Origin of the sequence: Sorangium sp. So ce185, from assembly GCF_051526825.1 — a bacterium.
GTDB lineage: Bacteria > Myxococcota_A > Polyangia > Polyangiales > Polyangiaceae > Sorangium > Sorangium cellulosum_D.
Genome location: NZ_CP150316.1, coordinates 1,547,425 through 1,565,208, shown reverse-complemented (window position 1 = coordinate 1,565,208; position 17,784 = coordinate 1,547,425). Strand labels below are relative to the sequence as shown.

At 72.0% G+C, this 17,784-nt stretch carries 12 protein-coding genes; 9 read left to right on the top strand and 3 right to left on the bottom strand.

From position 1 onward, the window contains the following. Positions 1 to 364: 364 nt before the first annotated feature. From WMF26_RS05800 to WMF26_RS05790, 3 genes are all read left to right on the top strand, one after another. The gene (locus WMF26_RS05800) at positions 365 to 1,936 is read left to right on the top strand and encodes a hypothetical protein (protein ID WP_437999493.1); all 1,572 of its coding nucleotides are present in this window, start codon (positions 365 to 367) and stop codon (positions 1,934 to 1,936) included. An 18-nt stretch (positions 1,937 to 1,954) separates the two neighbouring features. Further along, positions 1,955 to 2,410, top strand: coding sequence for a hypothetical protein (locus tag WMF26_RS05795; protein WP_437336237.1), 456 nt, complete (start codon positions 1,955 to 1,957; stop codon positions 2,408 to 2,410). Positions 2,411 to 2,481: 71 nt separating this feature from the next. Beyond that, positions 2,482 to 2,808, top strand: a complete 327-nt coding sequence (locus tag WMF26_RS05790; protein ID WP_437999492.1) for a hypothetical protein — start codon at positions 2,482 to 2,484, stop codon at positions 2,806 to 2,808. A gap of 531 nt (positions 2,809 to 3,339) precedes the next feature. On the opposite strand, the gene WMF26_RS05785 is transcribed toward WMF26_RS05790, so the two are convergent. Next, positions 3,340 to 3,849, bottom strand: coding sequence for a chemotaxis protein CheX (locus WMF26_RS05785; protein ID WP_437999491.1), 510 nt, complete (start codon positions 3,847 to 3,849; stop codon positions 3,340 to 3,342). 801 nt (positions 3,850 to 4,650) lie between these two features. Here WMF26_RS05785 and WMF26_RS05780 point away from each other — a divergent pair. Both WMF26_RS05780 and WMF26_RS05775 read left to right on the top strand, forming a co-directional pair. Beyond that, positions 4,651 to 6,816 (top strand): hypothetical protein, encoded by a 2,166-nt coding sequence (locus WMF26_RS05780; RefSeq protein ID WP_437999490.1) that lies wholly within the window; start codon positions 4,651 to 4,653, stop codon positions 6,814 to 6,816. Then, positions 6,813 to 8,240 carry a M48 family metalloprotease gene (locus WMF26_RS05775; protein ID WP_437999489.1) on the top strand — a complete coding sequence of 476 codons (1,428 nt, stop codon included), beginning with the start codon at positions 6,813 to 6,815 and terminating at the stop codon, positions 8,238 to 8,240. The genes WMF26_RS05780 and WMF26_RS05775 overlap by 4 nt, the downstream gene beginning before the upstream one ends. Before the next feature lie 30 nt (positions 8,241 to 8,270). On the opposite strand, the gene gcvA is transcribed toward WMF26_RS05775, so the two are convergent. Next, the gene (gcvA, locus tag WMF26_RS05770) at positions 8,271 to 9,173 is read right to left on the bottom strand and encodes a transcriptional regulator GcvA (RefSeq protein ID WP_437999488.1); all 903 of its coding nucleotides are present in this window, start codon (positions 9,171 to 9,173) and stop codon (positions 8,271 to 8,273) included. Between the two features lie 219 nt (positions 9,174 to 9,392). On the opposite strand from gcvA, the gene WMF26_RS05765 reads away from it, so the two are divergent. Together WMF26_RS05765 and WMF26_RS05760 are read left to right on the top strand one after the other, a co-directional pair. After that, positions 9,393 to 10,172 carry an FMN-dependent NADH-azoreductase gene (locus tag WMF26_RS05765; protein WP_437999487.1) on the top strand — a complete coding sequence of 260 codons (780 nt, stop codon included), beginning with the start codon at positions 9,393 to 9,395 and terminating at the stop codon, positions 10,170 to 10,172. 7 nt (positions 10,173 to 10,179) lie between these two features. Beyond that, positions 10,180 to 12,360 carry an alkaline phosphatase D family protein gene (locus WMF26_RS05760; RefSeq protein WP_437999486.1) on the top strand — a complete coding sequence of 727 codons (2,181 nt, stop codon included), beginning with the start codon at positions 10,180 to 10,182 and terminating at the stop codon, positions 12,358 to 12,360. 37 nt (positions 12,361 to 12,397) lie between these two features. Here the strand turns inward: WMF26_RS05760 and WMF26_RS05755 are convergent, their stop codons facing one another. Further along, on the bottom strand, positions 12,398 to 13,240 hold the full coding sequence (locus WMF26_RS05755) for a PfkB family carbohydrate kinase (protein WP_437999485.1): 843 nt from the start codon (positions 13,238 to 13,240) through the stop codon (positions 12,398 to 12,400). A gap of 218 nt (positions 13,241 to 13,458) precedes the next feature. Between WMF26_RS05755 and WMF26_RS05750 the strand changes: the two genes are divergently transcribed. Both WMF26_RS05750 and WMF26_RS05745 read left to right on the top strand, forming a co-directional pair. Next, the gene (locus WMF26_RS05750) at positions 13,459 to 17,265 is read left to right on the top strand and encodes a M23 family metallopeptidase (protein WP_437999484.1); all 3,807 of its coding nucleotides are present in this window, start codon (positions 13,459 to 13,461) and stop codon (positions 17,263 to 17,265) included. A gap of 160 nt (positions 17,266 to 17,425) precedes the next feature. Then, entirely contained in the window at positions 17,426 to 17,731 is a 306-nt protein-coding gene (locus tag WMF26_RS05745) for a hypothetical protein (protein ID WP_437999483.1), read from the top strand. Positions 17,732 to 17,784: the final 53 nt, after the last annotated feature.

Below are 17,784 nucleotides of genomic sequence, written 5' to 3'. Positions count from 1 at the left end.
GTGTCCTCACGTTGGCCCCAAAAGGATTGAAGCTGACGAGCGACCGGCGAGGCGCGCGGACGCGGCCGTCATCGCCGCGCCTTCGCGCACCATGTGCGTCTTCCTGATTCAGGCTCTTTCTTGTTGCGACGTTTCACTGGCCGTGTTCTGCGGACCCGGGCGGATCGCGTTGTTTCCCCGCGGCATCGACGCTGTGTATGCTACGCGTGAAGGTCGCGAGTCCGCAAGAGCGCGCGCGGCGCCGCGCCTGTACCGCAATGGAAGCTCTTCGGACAGGGAGAGAGCAATGATCATGGGTCGGAGTTCACCGCGGCGAGCGCGCGCAGAGCGCCTCGCGCGCGCTTCGAGCGCTGCGATCGCAGGGGTGCTTGTCACGGCATCTCTCGCGCACGCGCAGAGCCCTGCCGCCGGCGTCGCCCCGCGGCCCGCTGCGCCTGCGGCCGCCGCTGCGCCTGCGCCCCCTGCGCCAGCCGCTGCGCCTGCGCCCGCCGCTGCGCCTGCGCCCGCCGCTGCGCCTGCGCCCGGCGCGACCGCCGCCGCGGCTGCGCCCGCCGCTGCGCCTGCGCCGCCCGCTGCGCCTGAGACGGGCGCGGCCGCCGCCGCGCCTGCGGCCGACGCTGCGCCCGCCGCGGCCGGAGAGGCTGCCATCCTCGCGCGGCTCGAGGCGGCGGAGAAGCGCTCGGCGGACCTCGAGAAGCGCCTCGCGGCGATCGAGGACGCGCAGGTCGCGCCGGCGCAGGATGAGGGCAGAGAGCTACTCCAGCTCTACGGGTTCATCGACGTCGGCGTCCAGCGCACGTGGGCACCGGAGAACTCGGGCCTCGCGGCCGCCCTCCCGCAGGCCAACGCCCTGAACTTCGTCGTGGGGAATTTGAACCTCTACCTCGACGCGCAGCCGAGCGATCATTTTCGCTTCCTCGGGGAGCTGCGGTTCACGACCGCGCCCGGCGGCGCCCCGGTCCCGGTGACGACGCCGCTGCCGCCCGACGTCGCGTACCGGATGACCACGCAGGAGTACGGTGCCTTCGACTCGACGTCGATCGCGCTCGGCTCGCCGACCTTGTATGGCGGGCTGGTGTCGATCGAGCGCGCCCACATCGACTGGACGCGCTTCAACCTCTTCAAGGTGCGCGTCGGGCAGTTCTTCACCCCGATCGGCATCTACAACGTCGACCATGGGAGCCCGGTGCTCATCACCGCCGCCATCCCGTATTTCATCACCTCGCGCCTGTTTCCCACGCGGCAGACCGGGGTGATGATCTACGGCAATGCGTTCGCGGGCCCGTGGGACCTCGGGTACAACGCGTACGTGAGCAACGGGCGCAACGAGAACGCGCCGTTCGCCTTCGACGACAACCGCGGGTTCGGCGGCCGCCTGCACGCCAGCTACGAGGACCCCGGCAAGCTGACCTTGAAGCTCGGGGCGTCGTTCATCGCGAGCCACGCTCGCGACTGGGTCGTCGATTACAAGCTCAACGCCCCCAGCCCGGACATCCATTCGACGTGGTCCTTCCAGGAGTACACCGGCGCCGGAGACGTCTCGCTCGACATCGGGAAGACGCGCGTGCGCGCGGAGGCGGCGGTCGTCCGCGTGGTGTACGACGAAGGGAAGCGCCAGGGGGGATTCGGGTCCTACGCGCCGGACGCCTGGAAGACCTCCACGTATGCCGTGGCGGCGCACCGGCTGGATTTCCTGAACATGGAGCCGTTCGTCATCGGCGCCATGTTGCACGCGCCGTTCCTGGGGCACGACACGATGTTCCAGGTCGGCGGCGGTCTGAACTTCTACATCACGCCGGACGTCACGCTTCGGACCCAGGTGCTGCGCACGATCATGACCGTCCTGCGCGAGCAGGAGAGCACGGCGCCGGCGCTCCCGTCGCCGGAGGACTTCCACACCACGGCCGCGCTCGCTCGTCTGATTCTGGCCTTCTGAGAGAGGTTCAACGCAATCATGAAGCGTTTATCCCTTCTGCTCCTCCTGGCCTTGCTCGGCATGACCCCGTCGGCCTCGTCCTTCGCCGACGCGGATGAGATCGTCGTCGTCGTCAACCAGGCCAATCCCGTGCGGTCGGCCGGGCGCGACACGCTCCGCCCGATCTTCCAGACGACGCGCACGGAGTGGTACGGCAAGTCGGCGGTGCCCGTGAACCTCCCCGAGGACTCCCCGCTGCGGCAGCGCTTCGACATGGCGGTGCTGGGGCTCGATCCCGACGGCGTCGCCCGCTACTGGATCGATCGGAAGATCCGCGGCGGCGAGCGGCCGCCGCGCAAGGTGCCGACGGCGAGCGCCGTCCTCCGCGCGGTGGGCGAGGAGGCGGGCGGCATCGGGTACGTCGCTGCCAGCGATCTCAACCCGACCGTCAAGGTGATCGCGCGCATCCGCGACGGACAGGTGGTGCCGCCGTGAGCCGGTCGAGAGAGGAACGAACGATGGATATCCAGCCGTCTTGCGTGTTGCTGCCCAGCCGCCGAGGCGCCTTGGCTTCTGCGCTCGTCGTCACGTGCGCGGCGCTGCTGGCGGGGTGCTGGGATTCCGATCCTTGCGATCCGGGCCAGCTCGTCGTGTGGAATGTCTGCGCTGACCCTCTTCCGCCGATCCCCCCCACCACGGCCAGCGGCAGCGCCACCGGGACGGGGAGCGCCACGGGCGCCGGCGGCGGCGCCACGGGCACCAGCGGTGACGGGGGCGCCACGGGCACCGCCGGCGGAGGTGGTGACGGCGGCGCCACGGGCACCGGCGGCAGCGGCGGTGACGGGGGCGCGATGGGCACCGCCGGTGGGGGGGGCGGAGGCGGAGGTCCCTAGGCTAGAGCGGTGTTCAGCTGGTCCTGGTACACCGTCTCTCGTCTCCGTCATCCGCCCTCCCTCTTCCGTCTCCCCTCTTCCGTCTCCCCTCTTCCGTCTCCCCTCTTCCCTCTTCGTGCGCGTGCGCGTGCGCGATTCGCCCGGAGTCAGCGCGCACGCGCACGCGCACGCAGAAGCGCACGGAGACGAGAGACGGGGGACGAGCGACGGGGGACGAGAGACGGGGGACGAGCGACGGGGGACGAGAGACGGGGGACGAGCGACGGGGGACGAGCGACGGGGGACGAGAGACGGGGGACGAGAGACGGGGGACGAGCGACGAACCACGGAAGATGTCTGCATTGATCCCGAGCGAAAACCACGTCGCCCGGCCGTCCGTCGATCCCCGCCCCGGCCACCCGCGCCGCCGAGCGGCGGTCGCCCGCACAGGAGACGGGCCCAGATCGGCGTTTTCGGCGCGCAAGCGTGCTCCTGCACGCTGAGCACCGAAAACGTCGAGATGGGCCCGTATCCGAAGCGGGCGCCCGCCGCTCAGAAGAGGATGACTTTGCCGTCGAGGGGGAGCGGGGACGCGTTCGAGAACACCAGGGAGCTCTCGTCGAAGTCGCCGCTCAACGTGACGAGCACCTCGCCCTTCAATGTCCTGAAAGAATAACAGCACTGCTGCTTACAGCTCCGGCTCCGGCGCTCCACGTCGCTCGGGTGGCGCAGCTGCGGCAGCTCGGTCTGAAGCGCTATCTGGAACCGGGCGAGGCGGCTCTTCACCTTCCCCATGAGCTGATTGGCCACCTCCCGCATCCAGTCGCCGACGCCGTCGACCATGGGCGGCACCCCCGTCATGGCGCGAAACACGCCCTGGTTCGCGGACAGCGCCAGAAAGCCGGAGAAGCCGCGCGCCGAGAACTCCACCGTGCTCGCGGGATCGGTGTGAAGGCGCACCTCCTCGCGGCTATCCCCGGTATTCGCCGGCGCGATGGCGACGCCGTAAAAGTGAAAGAGCTCCACGGTCGCGCCCTGAACGAGGACGTCGATCGTCCGCACCTTGCGCGACGCGGGCGGCCGAGACGACGGCGAAGGCGGAGGCGACGGCTCGCTGGGCGGGCTGGGGCGCCCCGACGAGGACGGCGGGGGCCGCTGCGAGGAGCTCGGGGCGCGGCGATCGGTGCTCGGGCGTTCATGGATGCTAGGCCCGGGCCGCGCCTCGGACTGCCCATCGCTCGCGATGCCCCGCCGATGCCCCATGATAAACGCACAGCGTAGCTCATCTATCCCATATGGAGCAATGATGTTCTCAAAAGAGATGCGCGAGCACGCCGCGACACGTGCACCCACGTCGATCGACATATCGACGACATCGGCGCCCCCTGTGGGCATGTCCGATTGCGGAAATTTCACGCGCGGCCGCCCAGACGCGGCGCGCCAACATCGGGCCTGAGGTTGGCGCCCGCTCCGGGGAGGGCAGTGCTCAAAATTGAGCATGAAGGCGGGAAGGCGGGAAGGCGGGAAGAAAAGATCAATGTTCTTCCTGCCTTCCCGCCTTCATGTGAACTCTCTCCGGGCAAATTTGAGCACTACCCCGGGGAGACACCGCACGCGCGGTGACCGCGCTTACCGGCTTACCGGCTCCGGCAAAGGGCTCATGACCGAATTTTTCACCGGAGAGCGACGGCGGTGGGCGCGGCCCGGCGGGACTCTGCTCCAACGCCGCGCGCCGCGCGCCGCGTGCCGAGGCGCGCCCGATCCGTTCAGAAGAGAGCGCTGCTCCGCGCGGCGCCTCCCGCGGCGACGCGCTCCTGCGCGCCTCTTCCCAGTGGAGCGGAGCGCCCAGTAACGTGGTCGTTCATGGGTGGCGTGGATCGGGACCCCGCCGGGCTCCTCGAGCGGGTGCCAGAGCTCGCGGATCTGGCGCAGATGAACCCCGGCGTGCGCCGGGCGATCGAGCAGGGTCGTCCGCACGCCGTCTACCGGCGGCTCTTCTGGATGCGGTGGCGCGAGCGCCTCCTGCCGCGGCCCGGCGCCGCGGGCGCCCAGCTGCGCGCGTTGCTCGACGCCCTCCTCGCGCGCCGGCGGCTCTTCCTCGAGCCCATGCGGCGGAGCCCCTGGCTCATGACGATGAACGGCGTCGGAGCCACGGTGTACGGCGAGTCCGACCGCGACCCGGAGGACGGCACGTACATCAAGACGCTGTTCTTCGTCTTCCTCTTCGTCCCGCTCTATCCGTTCGGGAGCTACCTGGTCGCCAACGGCACAGAGGCGCGCTCGTGGCGGTTCATCGCGCGCGCGCCGCTCGGCCCGGCGCTCTACGCCTGGCAACGCGCGGTGGCGCTCGGGATCACCACGGTCGTCGCGCTCGGCGCCTGGAACGCGCTCGCCGCCGCCCGCTATACCACCGTCCGGGTCGCGAACGCGCTCCCCTACCCCGTCGAGGTGAGCGTCGGCGACGCCTCCGTCCAGGTGCCGGCGCAAGGCCTGGAGCGGCTCGAGGGCCGTGTCGGGCGGAGGCCCGTCAAGGTCACCGCCCAGGGCCGGACGATCGAGGAGGGCGAGCTCGACGTCCCGCGCGGCACCGACGTCGTCGCGTGGAACGTGCTCGGGCTCGCGCCCATCTACCAGCTGGAGGTGCGGTACACGGCCGACCGCAACGCGGGCTCGAGCGACGACGCGGCCCCGACCCTCTTTTGCGGGCAATCGGCCGTGATCGTGGACGACGTCGACTTCGTCTTCGAGCCCCCGCCCGAGCAGCTCAGCATGCCCAAGGGGGAGTCGTTCGTCTCGCGCACGCTCGTGACGATGGCGCCCGTGGAGCCGGGCGGGTGCGCCTTCGCGCTCGTCAGCGCAGGGAAAGCGGCGCTCGGCGCCGAGCTCGCGGCGCGCTACGCGGAGCACACGGGCTACGACGTCCCGGCCTCGGAGCGGGCGGTCGGGCTCCTGATGAACGCCGAGGACGAGCAGGGCGCCGCCGCCGTCGCGGACAGGGCGCGGCGCGCTCACCCGGATTCCATCGAGCTCCACCGCCAGTACCAGAAGGTGATGACCATGGTCGGGCGCCGCCACGAGCTCATCGACGAGTACAAGGGCCGCCACGAGGGCGACCCGGGCTCGGCGGACGCGGCGTACCTCTACGTGCGCCTGCTCTCCGGGCCGGCCGCGGACGAGGTCCTCGCCGGCATGCTGGAGCGCTTCCCGGACCACCCCTACCTGCTGCGCACGCTGGCGTACCAGGCCGGCCACGGCGGAAAACATCAGCTCGCCCTCGACACCCTGGAGAAGCTGCGCGGCGTCGATCGCGCCCTCGCCGAAGACAGCGTCGCGCTCGAGGTGACCGCCGCCGTCGGGCTCGGGCAGGTGGAGCGGGCGCGGAGCCTCGTCGCCGCGGCCCTCGCCGCGGGCCAGGAGAGCCCGCTCGAGCGCCGCGAGCTCGCCGAGCAGGCCCTGCTCCTCGCCCAGATCGAGCCGAAGGCCTCGATCGAGCGCGCGCTCGATTCGCTCCGCGGGAAAAGCGACGAGGAGACGGCGCTGCTGCGCCTCCGGGCGCGCGTCGACGCGGGGCTCGAGGTGAGCGCGCCCGAGCTCGCCCGGGTGAGCGACCCGGCGCTGCGCGACGCCCTCGAGCTCGCGGTGCTGTCGCGCGCCGATCCGCGCGCGGCCGTCGCGCGCCTGACCGGCGCCGAGAGGGCCGTCTTCCACCACCTGTCCCTGCCCGTCTGGGTGCTGCTCATGGCCGAGGCCGTCCACGCGGAGGGCGCAGGGGCCGCGCTCGCGAGGCTGGAGCAGCACTCGCAGCTCGGGCGCGCGTTCACGCGCGGGCTCATCGAGTACGTGCGCGACGGGACCCGCTTCCCCGAGATCGACGATCTGCCGGACGCGGTGCGCGCCGCCCTGCACTTCGGCCGGGCCCGGCACCGCGCCCTCGCCGCCGAGGAGCGGCGGTCGCTCCTCGCGCTGGCGCGGCGCGAGGACGCCCTGCACGGCGCCGTCAGCGTCGCGATGGAGTCGTGGCCGCCGTGAGGCCGCGCGGCCTGGCGCACCGCGCCGCGTGGCTGCTCGGCATGGCGGTGGGCTTCTACCTGCTCGCCGCCGGGATCGCGCTCGGGCTCTTGTGGGTGCCGTACGCGCAATCCGAGTACGGCGACGGCATCGAGCCGTCCGGCTTCCTCTGCGGCGCCGGCGCGCTCTGGGTCGCCTGGGGCCTGGTCCCGCGGCGGCGGCGCGCCCAGGACCCGGGCGTCCCGCTCGGCGAGGGCCGGCACCCGCGCCTCCAGTCGTTGATCCGCGACGTCGCCGCGCGCACCGGCCACGCCACCCCGGCCGACATCCACCTCTTCCACGACGCCAACGCCTTCACCGCGGTGCGGCGCGAGGCGTGGCTCCGGAGCCGCACGGTGGTGGGCGCCGGGCTCCCGCTGCTCGCCTGGCTGAGCCGGAGCGAGCTCGAGTCGGTGATCGCGCACGAGTTCGGGCACCACGTCTCGGGCGACCTCGCGCTCGGCCCCTGGGTGCACAGGACGCGGCGCACCATCGGCGGCGCCCTCGACCACCTCGACGGCTCGAGCTTCTGGCTGCACCTGCCGTTCGTCGCGTACGCCGAGCTGTTCGTCCGCTCGAGCTCGGGGATCTCGCGCGCGCAGGAGCTCGAGGCCGACGCGGTGGCCGCGCGGATCGCCGGGCGCGGTCCCACCGCGCGCGCGCTCCGGATCACGCACGAGAAGGGGCCGCTCTGGACCGCCTACCTCGAGATGGAGGTGCTGCCCGTGGTCGCCGCCGGGCGCTTCCCTCCGCTGCTCGAGGGCTTCCGGTGGTTCGAGGGCGCCGTGGCCGCGGAGCAGGGCGCCCTCGCCGAGCGGCAGGCCGAGCGGGCGGGCGAGAAGTCGACGGTCTACGACACGCACCCGTCGCTGTCGGAGCGGCTCGCCGCGCTCGGCGCCGAGGCGGGCGGGCCGGAGCCGGGCGCGCACTGCCTCGACCTCCTCGACGACGTCGCCGCGGCCGAGGAGGCCGTCCTGCGGTCGCTGCTGATCGACCCGTCGCGGCCCCTGCCGCGCATCGCCTGGGCGGACGTCACGCGCGAGGTGTGGCTGCCGCGCTGGCGCCAGCAGCTCGAGGCGCACCGGGCGCATTTCCGCGAGCTCCGCCCGAGCCAGCTGCCCGAGGCGCTGGCGCAGATCGACGCCTGGGCGGAGCGCACGCGGGTGGGCCTGGCGCTGCTCTCGCCCGCGGCCGAGCGCCGGCGGATGACGGGCCTGTTCAGCGTCTGGCTCGCCGCTGCGCTGGCGGAGCTCGGCTTCGAGCTCGACGGCCTGCCCGGCGCGCCCGTCCGCGCGCGCCGCGGCGAGCACGCGCTGGAGCCGTTCCTCGTGGTGCGGCGCCTGCTCGACGGCAAGCTCGACGCCGGCGCGTGGCGCGCGCGCTGCGCCGAGGCGGGGGTGCCGTAGCCCCGGCGCCAGCGCAGAGGGGCGTCCGGCTCACCGCTTCGGCCGCGGCCGCTCCCCGGTCGTGGCCGCGGCGAGCCAGCCCCGGAGCGCCGCGAGCTCCTCGCGCGCCGCCGCGCCCGGGAGGTGCACGAAATGGTAGCGATAGCCGTCGAGCGCCGGGCCGAAAGGCTGCACGAGGGCGCCGCTCTTCAGGTCGTCGGCGACGAGGACCAGGCTGAGGAGCGCGACGCCCTGGCCGGCGATCGCCGCCTGGATCGCGTGGGCCTCGTCGGAGAACGTGGTGCCGCCGTCGTCGCGGACGCCGGAGAGGCCGGCGCGCTCGAGCCACAGGCGCCACGTCGGCGTGTCGCGCTCGACGCGCCGCCACTCGAAGTGGAGCAGCGGCGCGCGGCGCAGGTCCTCCGGGCGGCGGACGGCGAGCCCGGGGCTGCAGACGGGCGCGAAGCGATCGGCGATCAGCGCCTCGGCGGCGAGCCCGGGGTACGGGCCTCGCCCGTACCGGATCGCCGCGTCGACCTCGCCCGCGGCGAGGTCGACCGGCTCGTCCGACGCGTGGAGCCGCAGGTCGAACCCGGGGCACGCCTCGCGGAAGGCCGCGACGCGGGGCACGAGCCACTTGGCGGTGAACGCGGTCGTGGCCGACAGGGTGATCCCGCGGCGCGCGCGGCGGGCGGTCAGCTCGTCGATCGCCCGCGCGAACGCGTCGAACCCGTCGCGGAGCACCGGATAGAGGCGCTGCGCCTCGCGCGTGGCCACGACCTGCCGCGCGTGGCGCTCGAACAGCCGGACGCCGATCGTCTCCTCGAGCAGCCGGACCTGGTGGCTGATCGCGGTCGGCGTCACCCCGAGCTCCCGGGCGGCCCGCTTGAAGCTGAGGTGGCGCGCGGCGGCCTCGAAGGCGCGGAGCGCCGTGAGCGGTGGGAGCCTTCGCATGGGGGTGAGATAGCTGATCCCAGCTCATCTATCAGCTGAGAATTACTCGTTGGTCATCCGCGCGCGGCGGCCCATATTCATCGCGTGAACGCGCCCGCCACGGGCCCAGGAGCAGAGAGATCGGCGCCGCGCCGGCGCTTCGACAGGTGAATGTCGATCATCCCGGATCGACCCCGCTCGGCCGCGGGCGGCGCCCCCACCCCGCTCAGGAGACAGGCCATGTCCACGATACTGCACATCGACTCGAGCGCTCGTCCGGGCGGCTCGGATGCGATCCGCCACGGCTCTCACACCCGGCGCCTCACCGCCCGCTTCGTCGCGCGCTGGCGCGCGGCGCGTCCAGGCGACGAGATCCTTTACCGGGACGTCGGCCAGAGCCCGCCCTCGCCCGTGACCGGCCGCTGGATCCAGGCCGCGTTCACGAAGCCCGACCGGCGCGAGCCCTGGATGTGGCAGGCGCTCGCGGAGAGCGACGCGCTCGTCGACGAGCTCCTCGCCGCCGACCTCGTCGTGGCCGGCGTGCCGATGTACAACTTCAACGTGCCCGCGCAGTTCAAGGCCTATATCGACAACATCGTCCGCGTGGGGCGCACGTTCGGCTTCGACCGCGCGCGGCCGGGCGAGCCGTACTGGCCGCTCCTCGACGGGCACGGGAAGAAGCTCGTCCTCCTGACGTCGCGCGGCGACCACGGATACGGCAAAGGCGGGCGGATCGAGGCCATGAACCACGTCGAGCCGAGCGTCCGGACCGCGTTCGGCTACATCGGGATTACCGACGTCGAGTCCGTGGCGATCGAGTACGACGAGTTCGCCGACGAGCGGCTCACGGCGTCGATCGCGAGAGCAGAGCTCGAGGTGGACGCCCTCGTCGACCGCCTGCTGTCGGCGCGCCGAACGGCGGCCGGATCGTCGCCCGCCCGTCGAGATCTTGCTCACGCGCCGGCGCGGGGCGGGGTCCACAAGGAGGTTGACACCGGAGAAAGTTCCAGGATTCCCTGAACGCGCGATGCTGAAGCGCAGAGAGTTCCTTCGAGCCACCCTCGTCACCGCCGGCGCGCTGGTCGTCCCGGCCTGCGGCGATCCCGAGATCGTCAATCCGCTCGGCGCCGAGCCCGGGCGCGAGCTCGCCGACGGGTCGGCGTACTTCCCGCAGTCGATCGCCTCCGGCGACCCTCGCCCCGGCAGCGTCGTCCTCTGGGCCCGCGTGCAGGACGGCGACGAGGATCTCGATCTCGAGGTCGAGGTCGCGACCGACGCCGAGTTCACCCAACGGGTGGCGCTCGACGCCGAGCAGGCGAAGCTGAAGGCGCTCGCGCGGCACGATCACTGCGTCAAGGTGAAGGTCCGCGGGCTCTCGGCGGGCACGGTCTATTACTACCGCTTCATCTACGTGAAGGGCGGCACGGCCTACGTGTCCCGCGTGGGGCGCACCAAGACCGCGCCGGCCGAGGACGACGACGTCAAGGTCCGCTTCGCGTACGTGTCGTGCCAGGACTACATCGGGCGCTTCTACAATACCTACCTGGCGCTCGCCGAGGAGGAGCTCGACTTCTTCGTCCACCTCGGCGACTACGTCTACGAGACGACCGGCGATCCGAGCTTCCAGAGCACCTCCGGGCGCCGCGTCGTCTTCACCGACGCGGCCGGCGCCATCGCCCTCGGCGAGGGCGAGAACGCCTATCAAGCGGCCAGGTCGCTCAGCAACTACCGGGAGCTCTACAAGACGTATCGCTCCGACGCGAACCTCCAGCGGGTCCACGAGCGCTTCCCGATGATCGCCACGTGGGACGATCACGAGTTCTCGAACGACTGCTACGGCGCGACGGCCACCTACTTCGACGACCGGGAGGACGAGACCGACGTGGAGCGCCGCAGGGCCGCGAACCAGGCCTGGTTCGAGTACCAGCCCGTCGATTACGGCGACGACGTCGAGCAGGACCCCGGCGCCTCGCTCCCGGACGATTTCCGCATCTACCGCGACTTCGTGTTCGGCAAGCACGTCCACCTGGTGATGACGGATCTGCGCAGCTACCGGCCGGATCACCTCGTCCCCGAGGGCGCCTTCCCCGGCAAGGTGGTGCTCGACCAGGCGACGCTCATCGAGGAGCTCGAGGAGCTCCCCGAGTTCGCCATGCCCTACGTCTCGGACATCGAGACGTACGAGGGCGGCCTGTACGCCTCGGTCCTCAAGGAGGCCGCGGAGGCCGCCGGCTACGACGCCGCCGACGTGACGGGCGATATCAGCGTGCTCGTCATCAACCAGATCGTCGCCGGCGTGAACGAGGGTTTGCCGGAGGACATGCAGATCCCGCTCATCGACGCCGCGGCCTCGGCGTCCTTCGATCGGGGCATCGCGTACGTGGATCTCGGCAAGTTCAGCGCCCACGGCGCGGTCGGCTCGCGCTACCTCGCGGTCAAGGACACGTTCGAGCTCTACGCCGCCTTCCGTTACAAGGAGACGCAGGGCGCGAGCGAGGACGTGATGGGCGCCGAGCAGGAGGCCTGGTTCCTCGAGACCATGGAAGGCTCGAAGGCGACCTGGAAGGTCTGGGGCAACGAGTTCTGCCTGCTCCCGCTCGCCGTCGATCTCTCCCCCTACGCCATCCCCGAGCAGTTCAAGCGCCGCTTCACCATGAACGTCGACGCCTGGGACGGGTTTCCCAACAAGCGGAACGAGCTCCTGGAACGGCTCGTGGACGTGGGCGGCGTCGTGGCGATCACCGGCGACATCCACGCCTTCTACGCGGGGACCGCGGGCCTCGCCGGCGACCCCTCGAAGAAGATCGTCGAGCTCGTGGGCGGCGCGGTCTCGTCGGGCGCCTTCCGCGAGCTGCTGACGAGCCAGGTGACCGGCGATCCGGTGCTGGGCTCGGTCCCGGGGGCCGCGCTGCTCGCCGCCGGCATCGACGATCTGCTCACGTCGGCCGAGACGAAGGTCAACCCGCACCTCGCGCACGCCGACAGCAACGCCCACGGCTACGTGGTGGTCGAGGCGAGCGGGGAAGAGCTCGTGGCCGAGATGCGGCGCATCGGCGCCGCCGACGCGCTGATCGACTACTCGGACAAGCGCGGCGAGCTGGAGATCGGGAGCAAGCGCTTCCGCACCCTGCGCGGGGAGAGCGAGCTCTACCTGCACGACCGCGGCGCCTGGAAGCGCTGGGATCCCGACACGCAGACGTGGATCTGAGCCGGCGCGCGCGGAAGGCGCTGGCGCCGCGGCGGGATCACGGCGAGACGAGGGGGATCTGCGTCTCGAGCGGATCGATCCCGCGCAGCACCGCGGCGCCGTGCGGCCCGGCGCGGCGACAGGCCTCCTCGACCGGGAGGCCGTGGGCGAGGTGGAAGGTGAGGGCGCCGGCGAAGCTGTCGCCGGCGCCGTAATCGCCGAGGACGCGGTCGGGCGCGGGCGGCGCGTCGACCAGCGCGGCGCCCCCGGGGCGGAGGACGCGGACCGGGCGCGGGCCGTCGGTGAGGACCAGCGCGCCGGGGCGAGGGTCGTAGGCGTCGAGCGGGGCGTTCTCGCGCGGGTCGGAGGCGCTGCCGAGGACGACGTCGGGCGCGACCGCCGCGGCCCGGAGCGCGGCGCCCCTGCGGGCGGTCACCACGAGGCGGCGGGCGGCGCGCGCGAGGCGCAGGCTCTCCGGGTCGGCGCCGGTGAAGTAGGCGGCGTCGCAGCCGGCGAGGATCGACCAGGGGAGCGGGTCGGTCGCGGCGGGCTGGAGCGGGGCGCCGGTGACGATGATGGTGCGGCGGCCCTCGGCGTCCACGACGACGACCACGCGCGGGTGATCCACGGCGCGCACGGCGGCGTGGACGTGGACGCGGCCCGGCGCGACCCGGATGCGCGCCTCGACGGCGCGCGCCGCGGCGTCGTGGCCGAGCGCCGTGAAGAGGTGGATCTCGGCGTCGCTGCGGCAGAGCTGCGCGAAGGCGAGGCCGCCGCCCCCGCCGGGGAGGAAGCGCGCGTCGAGCAGGTGCACGATGTCGCCCGGCGCGGGGACGCCCTCGGCGCGGCCGAGCGTCACGTGCTCGACGTGGCCCACGACGGCGATGCGCGGCGCTGGCATGGGGGGCGACATACCACGGCGGCGGGGGCGCGGCGGGAAAGGACGGCGAGGGCTGTCAGAAGCCGGAGGGACGCGGCGTAGGAAAGGGGGTGGCCCGAGAACTCATGTGCAGAGGAGATCATCCCCATGTCCCAGGACGCATTCGACAGACCCATTCCTCACCCAGCGTCACGCCTCGCCGCCGCGATCGTCGCGGGCCGCGAGAGGACGGACGCGTCATGAGGCGGCTCGGCAAGAGCGCGCTCCCAGCGGTCCTCGCCGCGCTGGGCATCTGCGCGAGCACGGGCGACGCGCGCGCGGCCGAGGGCGCCACCGCGTTCTGGAACAACGCCTTCGAGGTGCAGGTGGGCGACGGCGCGCTCACCCGCGGCCCGGGCTGGGGGTGGAGCGCCGGCGCGTCGTCGGTCCAGCAGATCGAGGCGGGCGACGGGTTCGTGGAGTTCTCCACGAACGAGGCGGACCGGACCAAGATCGCCGGGTTGAGCCACGGCGACGACAGCCAGGCGTTCTGGGACATCGATTACGGGCTGCTCCTGCGCGCCGACGGGGGCGTGGAGATCCTCGAGCAGGGGTCCGGGAAGGGCTACTTCGGGACGTACCAGGCCGGTGACGTCTTCCGCGTCGAGGTGTTCGGCGGCCAGGTGCGCTACCGCAAGAACGGGGTGGTGTTCTACACGAGCGCCACGGCGCCCACCTACCCGCTCGGGCTCGACGCCAGCCTGCACGACGAGGGCGCGACCGTCACCAGCGCCCAGGTTTCGAGCTGCGCTGCCGGGGACACGAGCTGCATGCCGCCGGGGTTCTGGAAGAACGTCCGTTACGCCCCGGCCAACGGGACCTTGCTGACGCGCAGCCCCGGCTGGGGCTGGCACGCCGGGGCCTCGTCGGTCGAGCAGATCGAGGCGGGCGACGGGTTCGTGGAGTTCTCCACGAACGAGGCGAGCCTCCAGAAGATGGCGGGCCTCGGCAACGGCGACGCCGATCAGGGCTTCGGAGACATCGATTACGCCGTCTACCTGCGCGCCGACGGAGGCCTGGAGATCTTCGAGCAGGGAGCTGGGAAGGGCTATTTCGGGACCTACCAGGCCGGCGACGTCTTCCGCGTCGAGGCGTTCAATGGCCAGGTTCGCTATCGCAAGAACGGGCTCGTGTTCTACACGAGCCACACGCCGCCCACCTACCCGCTCGCGCTGGACACGAGCCTGCACGACGAGGGCGCGACCGTCACCAGTGCCCAGGTCGCGAGCTGCGCGGCCGGCGACACCAGCTGCATGCCGCCGGGGCTGTGGAGGAACGTCCGCTACGTCACCGCCAACGGAGGCTTGCTGACGCGCTCCGCCGGCTGGGGCTGGCACGCAGGGGCCTCGTCGGTCGAGCAGATCGAGGCGGGCGACGGGTTCGTGGAGTTCTCCACGAACGAGGCGAACCTCCAGAAGATGGCCGGGCTCAACAACGGCGACGGCGATCAGGGCTACGGGGACATCGATTACGCGGTCTACCTGCGCGCCGACGGAGGACTGGAGATCTTCGAGCAGGGGTCCGGACAGGGGTACTTCGGCACGTACCAGGCCGGCGACGTCTTCCGCGTCGAGGTGTTCAACGGCCAGGTGCGCTACCGGCAGAACGGGATGGTGTTCCACACGAGCAACACGGCGCCGACCTACCCGCTCGGGCTCGACACGAGCCTGCACGACGAGGGCGCGACCGTCACAAGCGCCCAGGTCATGAGCTGCGCGGCCGGCGACGCGAGCTGCATGCCGCCGCAGGAATGGAAGAACGTCCGCTACGCCACGGCGAACGGAGGCCTGCTGACCCGCGACGCCGGCTGGGGCTGGCACGCAGGGGCCTCGTCGGCCGGCCAGATCGAGGGGGGCGACGGCTACGTGGAGTTCTCCACGAACGAGGCGGACCTCCAGAAGATGGCCGGCCTCAGCAACGGCGACGTCGACCAGGGCTACGGGGACATCGATTACGCGATCTACCTGCGCGACGACGGGGGCGTGGAGATCCTCGAGCAGGGGGTCGGACAGGGATACTTCGGGACCTACCAGGCCGGGGACGTCTTCCGCGTCGAGGTGTTCGATGGACAGGTGCGCTACCGCAAGAACGAGCTTGTGTTCCACACGAGCAACGCGGCGCCCACCTACCCGCTCGGGCTCGACACGAGCCTGCACGACGAGGGCGCGACCATCGCCAGCGCCCAGGTCATCCGCTGCGCGCCCGGCGACACGAGCTGCATGCCGCCGGGGCTGTGGAGCGACGTCCGGTACGTCACCGCCAACGGGGGCTTGCTGACCCGCAACGCCGGCTGGGGCTGGCACGCCGGGGCCTCGTCGGCCGAGCAGATCGACGCGGGCGACGGCTATGTGGAGTTCTCCACGAACGAGGCGAACCTCCAGAAGATGGCGGGCCTGAGCCACGGCGACGCCGATCAGGGCTACGGGGACATCGATTATGCGATCTACCTGCGCGCCGATGGAGGGCTGGAGATCTACGAGCAGGGGTACGCACAGGGCTACTTCGGGACCTACCAGGCCGGCGACGTCTTCCGCGTCGAGGTGTTCAACGGCCAGGTGCGCTACCGCAAGAACGGCCTCGTGTTCCACACGAGCCTGACGGCGCCGACCTACCCGCTCGGGCTCGACACGAGCCTGTATGACGAGGGCGCGACCGTCGCCAGCGCCCAGGTCGTGAGCTGCGCGGCCGGGGACACGAGCTGCATGGCGCCGGGGTTCTGGAAGAACGTCCGCTACGCCCCGGCGAGCGGGAGCTCGCTGACGCGCGCCGCCGGCTGGGGGTGGCACGCCGGCGCCTCGTCCGTGCAGCAGCTCGCGTCGGGCGACGGCTACGCGGAGTTCTCCACGAACGAGACGAGCCGGTACAAGATGGCGGGCCTCGGCCACGCCGACACGGATCAGGGGTACGGGGACATCGATTATGCGATCTACCTGCGCGGCGACGGGGGCCTGGAGGTCGTGGAGCACGGCTATGTCCAGGGCTACTTCGGGACCTACCAGGCCGGCGACGTCTTCCGTGTCGAGGTGCAGGGCGGCCAGGTGCGCTACCTGAAGAACGGGACCGTGTTCCACACGAGCAGCACGGCGCCCACCTACCCGCTCGAGCTGGACACGAGCCTGTACGACGAGGGCGCGACCATCACGAACGCGACGCTCTCGGGCGCCGGCGGCGGGGGCGACCCGACCACCGGCTGCGGCGAGGTGGGGCCCGGCGACGAGCTCAGCGACACGAAGACGCCGACGTTCTGCAATCACCCCACCACGATGCCGAACGGCGATGCGCCCCCCATGGGCCAGTACTTCGGCCACACGTGCACCTCCGTCGTGCTCCAGACCGTCTATTACACGCACACCTCCGGCAACCACAGCGGGCTCGATTTCTCCGTCCCTGCGCGCAGCCCCCTGTACTCGGTCGGCTATGGACAGGTCATGTGCGCCGGGCCGAGCGCCTGCACGGGCCGGTACCCCACCGCCCGCGGCGCGCCCTCCCAGATCGATCTGACGATCCGCTACGGCTCCGTATACGTCATCTACGGCCACGCCGCGTCGAGCCTGGTCGCGGAGGGCGATCTCGTCGTCCCGGGGCAGGAGATCGGCGAGTCGTCGGACTGGCCGGGCAACGACCACCTGCACTTCGAGGTCCGCCGCGTCGCCGACAACAAGGCGCCGAATCCGGTGCCGTTCTTCTCGCAGGACCTCCGGAGCTATCTCGAGGGCACCGTCACCGACGCGCACTTCTGCACGGGGCACTTCGACGATCAGGCGGACGTGGGCTTCACGTCGCACACCCAGCTCGACGAGCGGCCGTGCACCGACGCGAACGACGGGACGACCGGCCCGATCCGCTGCGAGGGGGTGTGCACCCAGTACAGCATCGAGGACTGCGAGGTGAAGACCTACCCGAACGGGCGCAAGGAAGTGCACGAGTACTGCAGCGTCTTCAGCTGCGGCGGAGGCGCCTCCGTCTGCGGGCTCCGCCGGAACACGGCCGCCCAGGCGTGCCAGTGACGCCCGCGCCGTGACGCCGCCCCTCCACCCCGCCTGCTGAGCCGAGCTCGCCGGCGCCGCCGCCCCGTGGCCGCGCGGCGCCGGCGAGCGAGCCGCTCACCGGTCACGGAGCACGACGGCGCCGCTGGACGGCTCGCGCGCCGAAACGGAGGATCAACGCATGCGCCCGCGCACCTCTCGCATCCTTCAGCTCGCCGTCGGCGCCTTCGGCCTGGCGGGCCTCCTGCTCTCGGCCAGCATCCTCCACCGGGTGATGCGCTCGCCGGGGGACGACAACCCCATCGGCATGCTCGCGGCTTTCGGCGTCTACCTGTCGCTGATTCCGAGCTGGGGGCTCGTCCGCGCCGCCCGTGGGCTGCCGCTCGGCTCCGGGAAGCTCGGGAAGCTGTGGGCGGCGGCCGCCGCGCTGTCGCTCGTGCCGCTCGGGTTCCTCATGACGATGTTCGCCGCGATCTGGATGGCCTGAGCGGCGCGGCAGGCGCGCGCTCCGCCGGCGGCGAGGAGGCGGCCGCGCGCCTC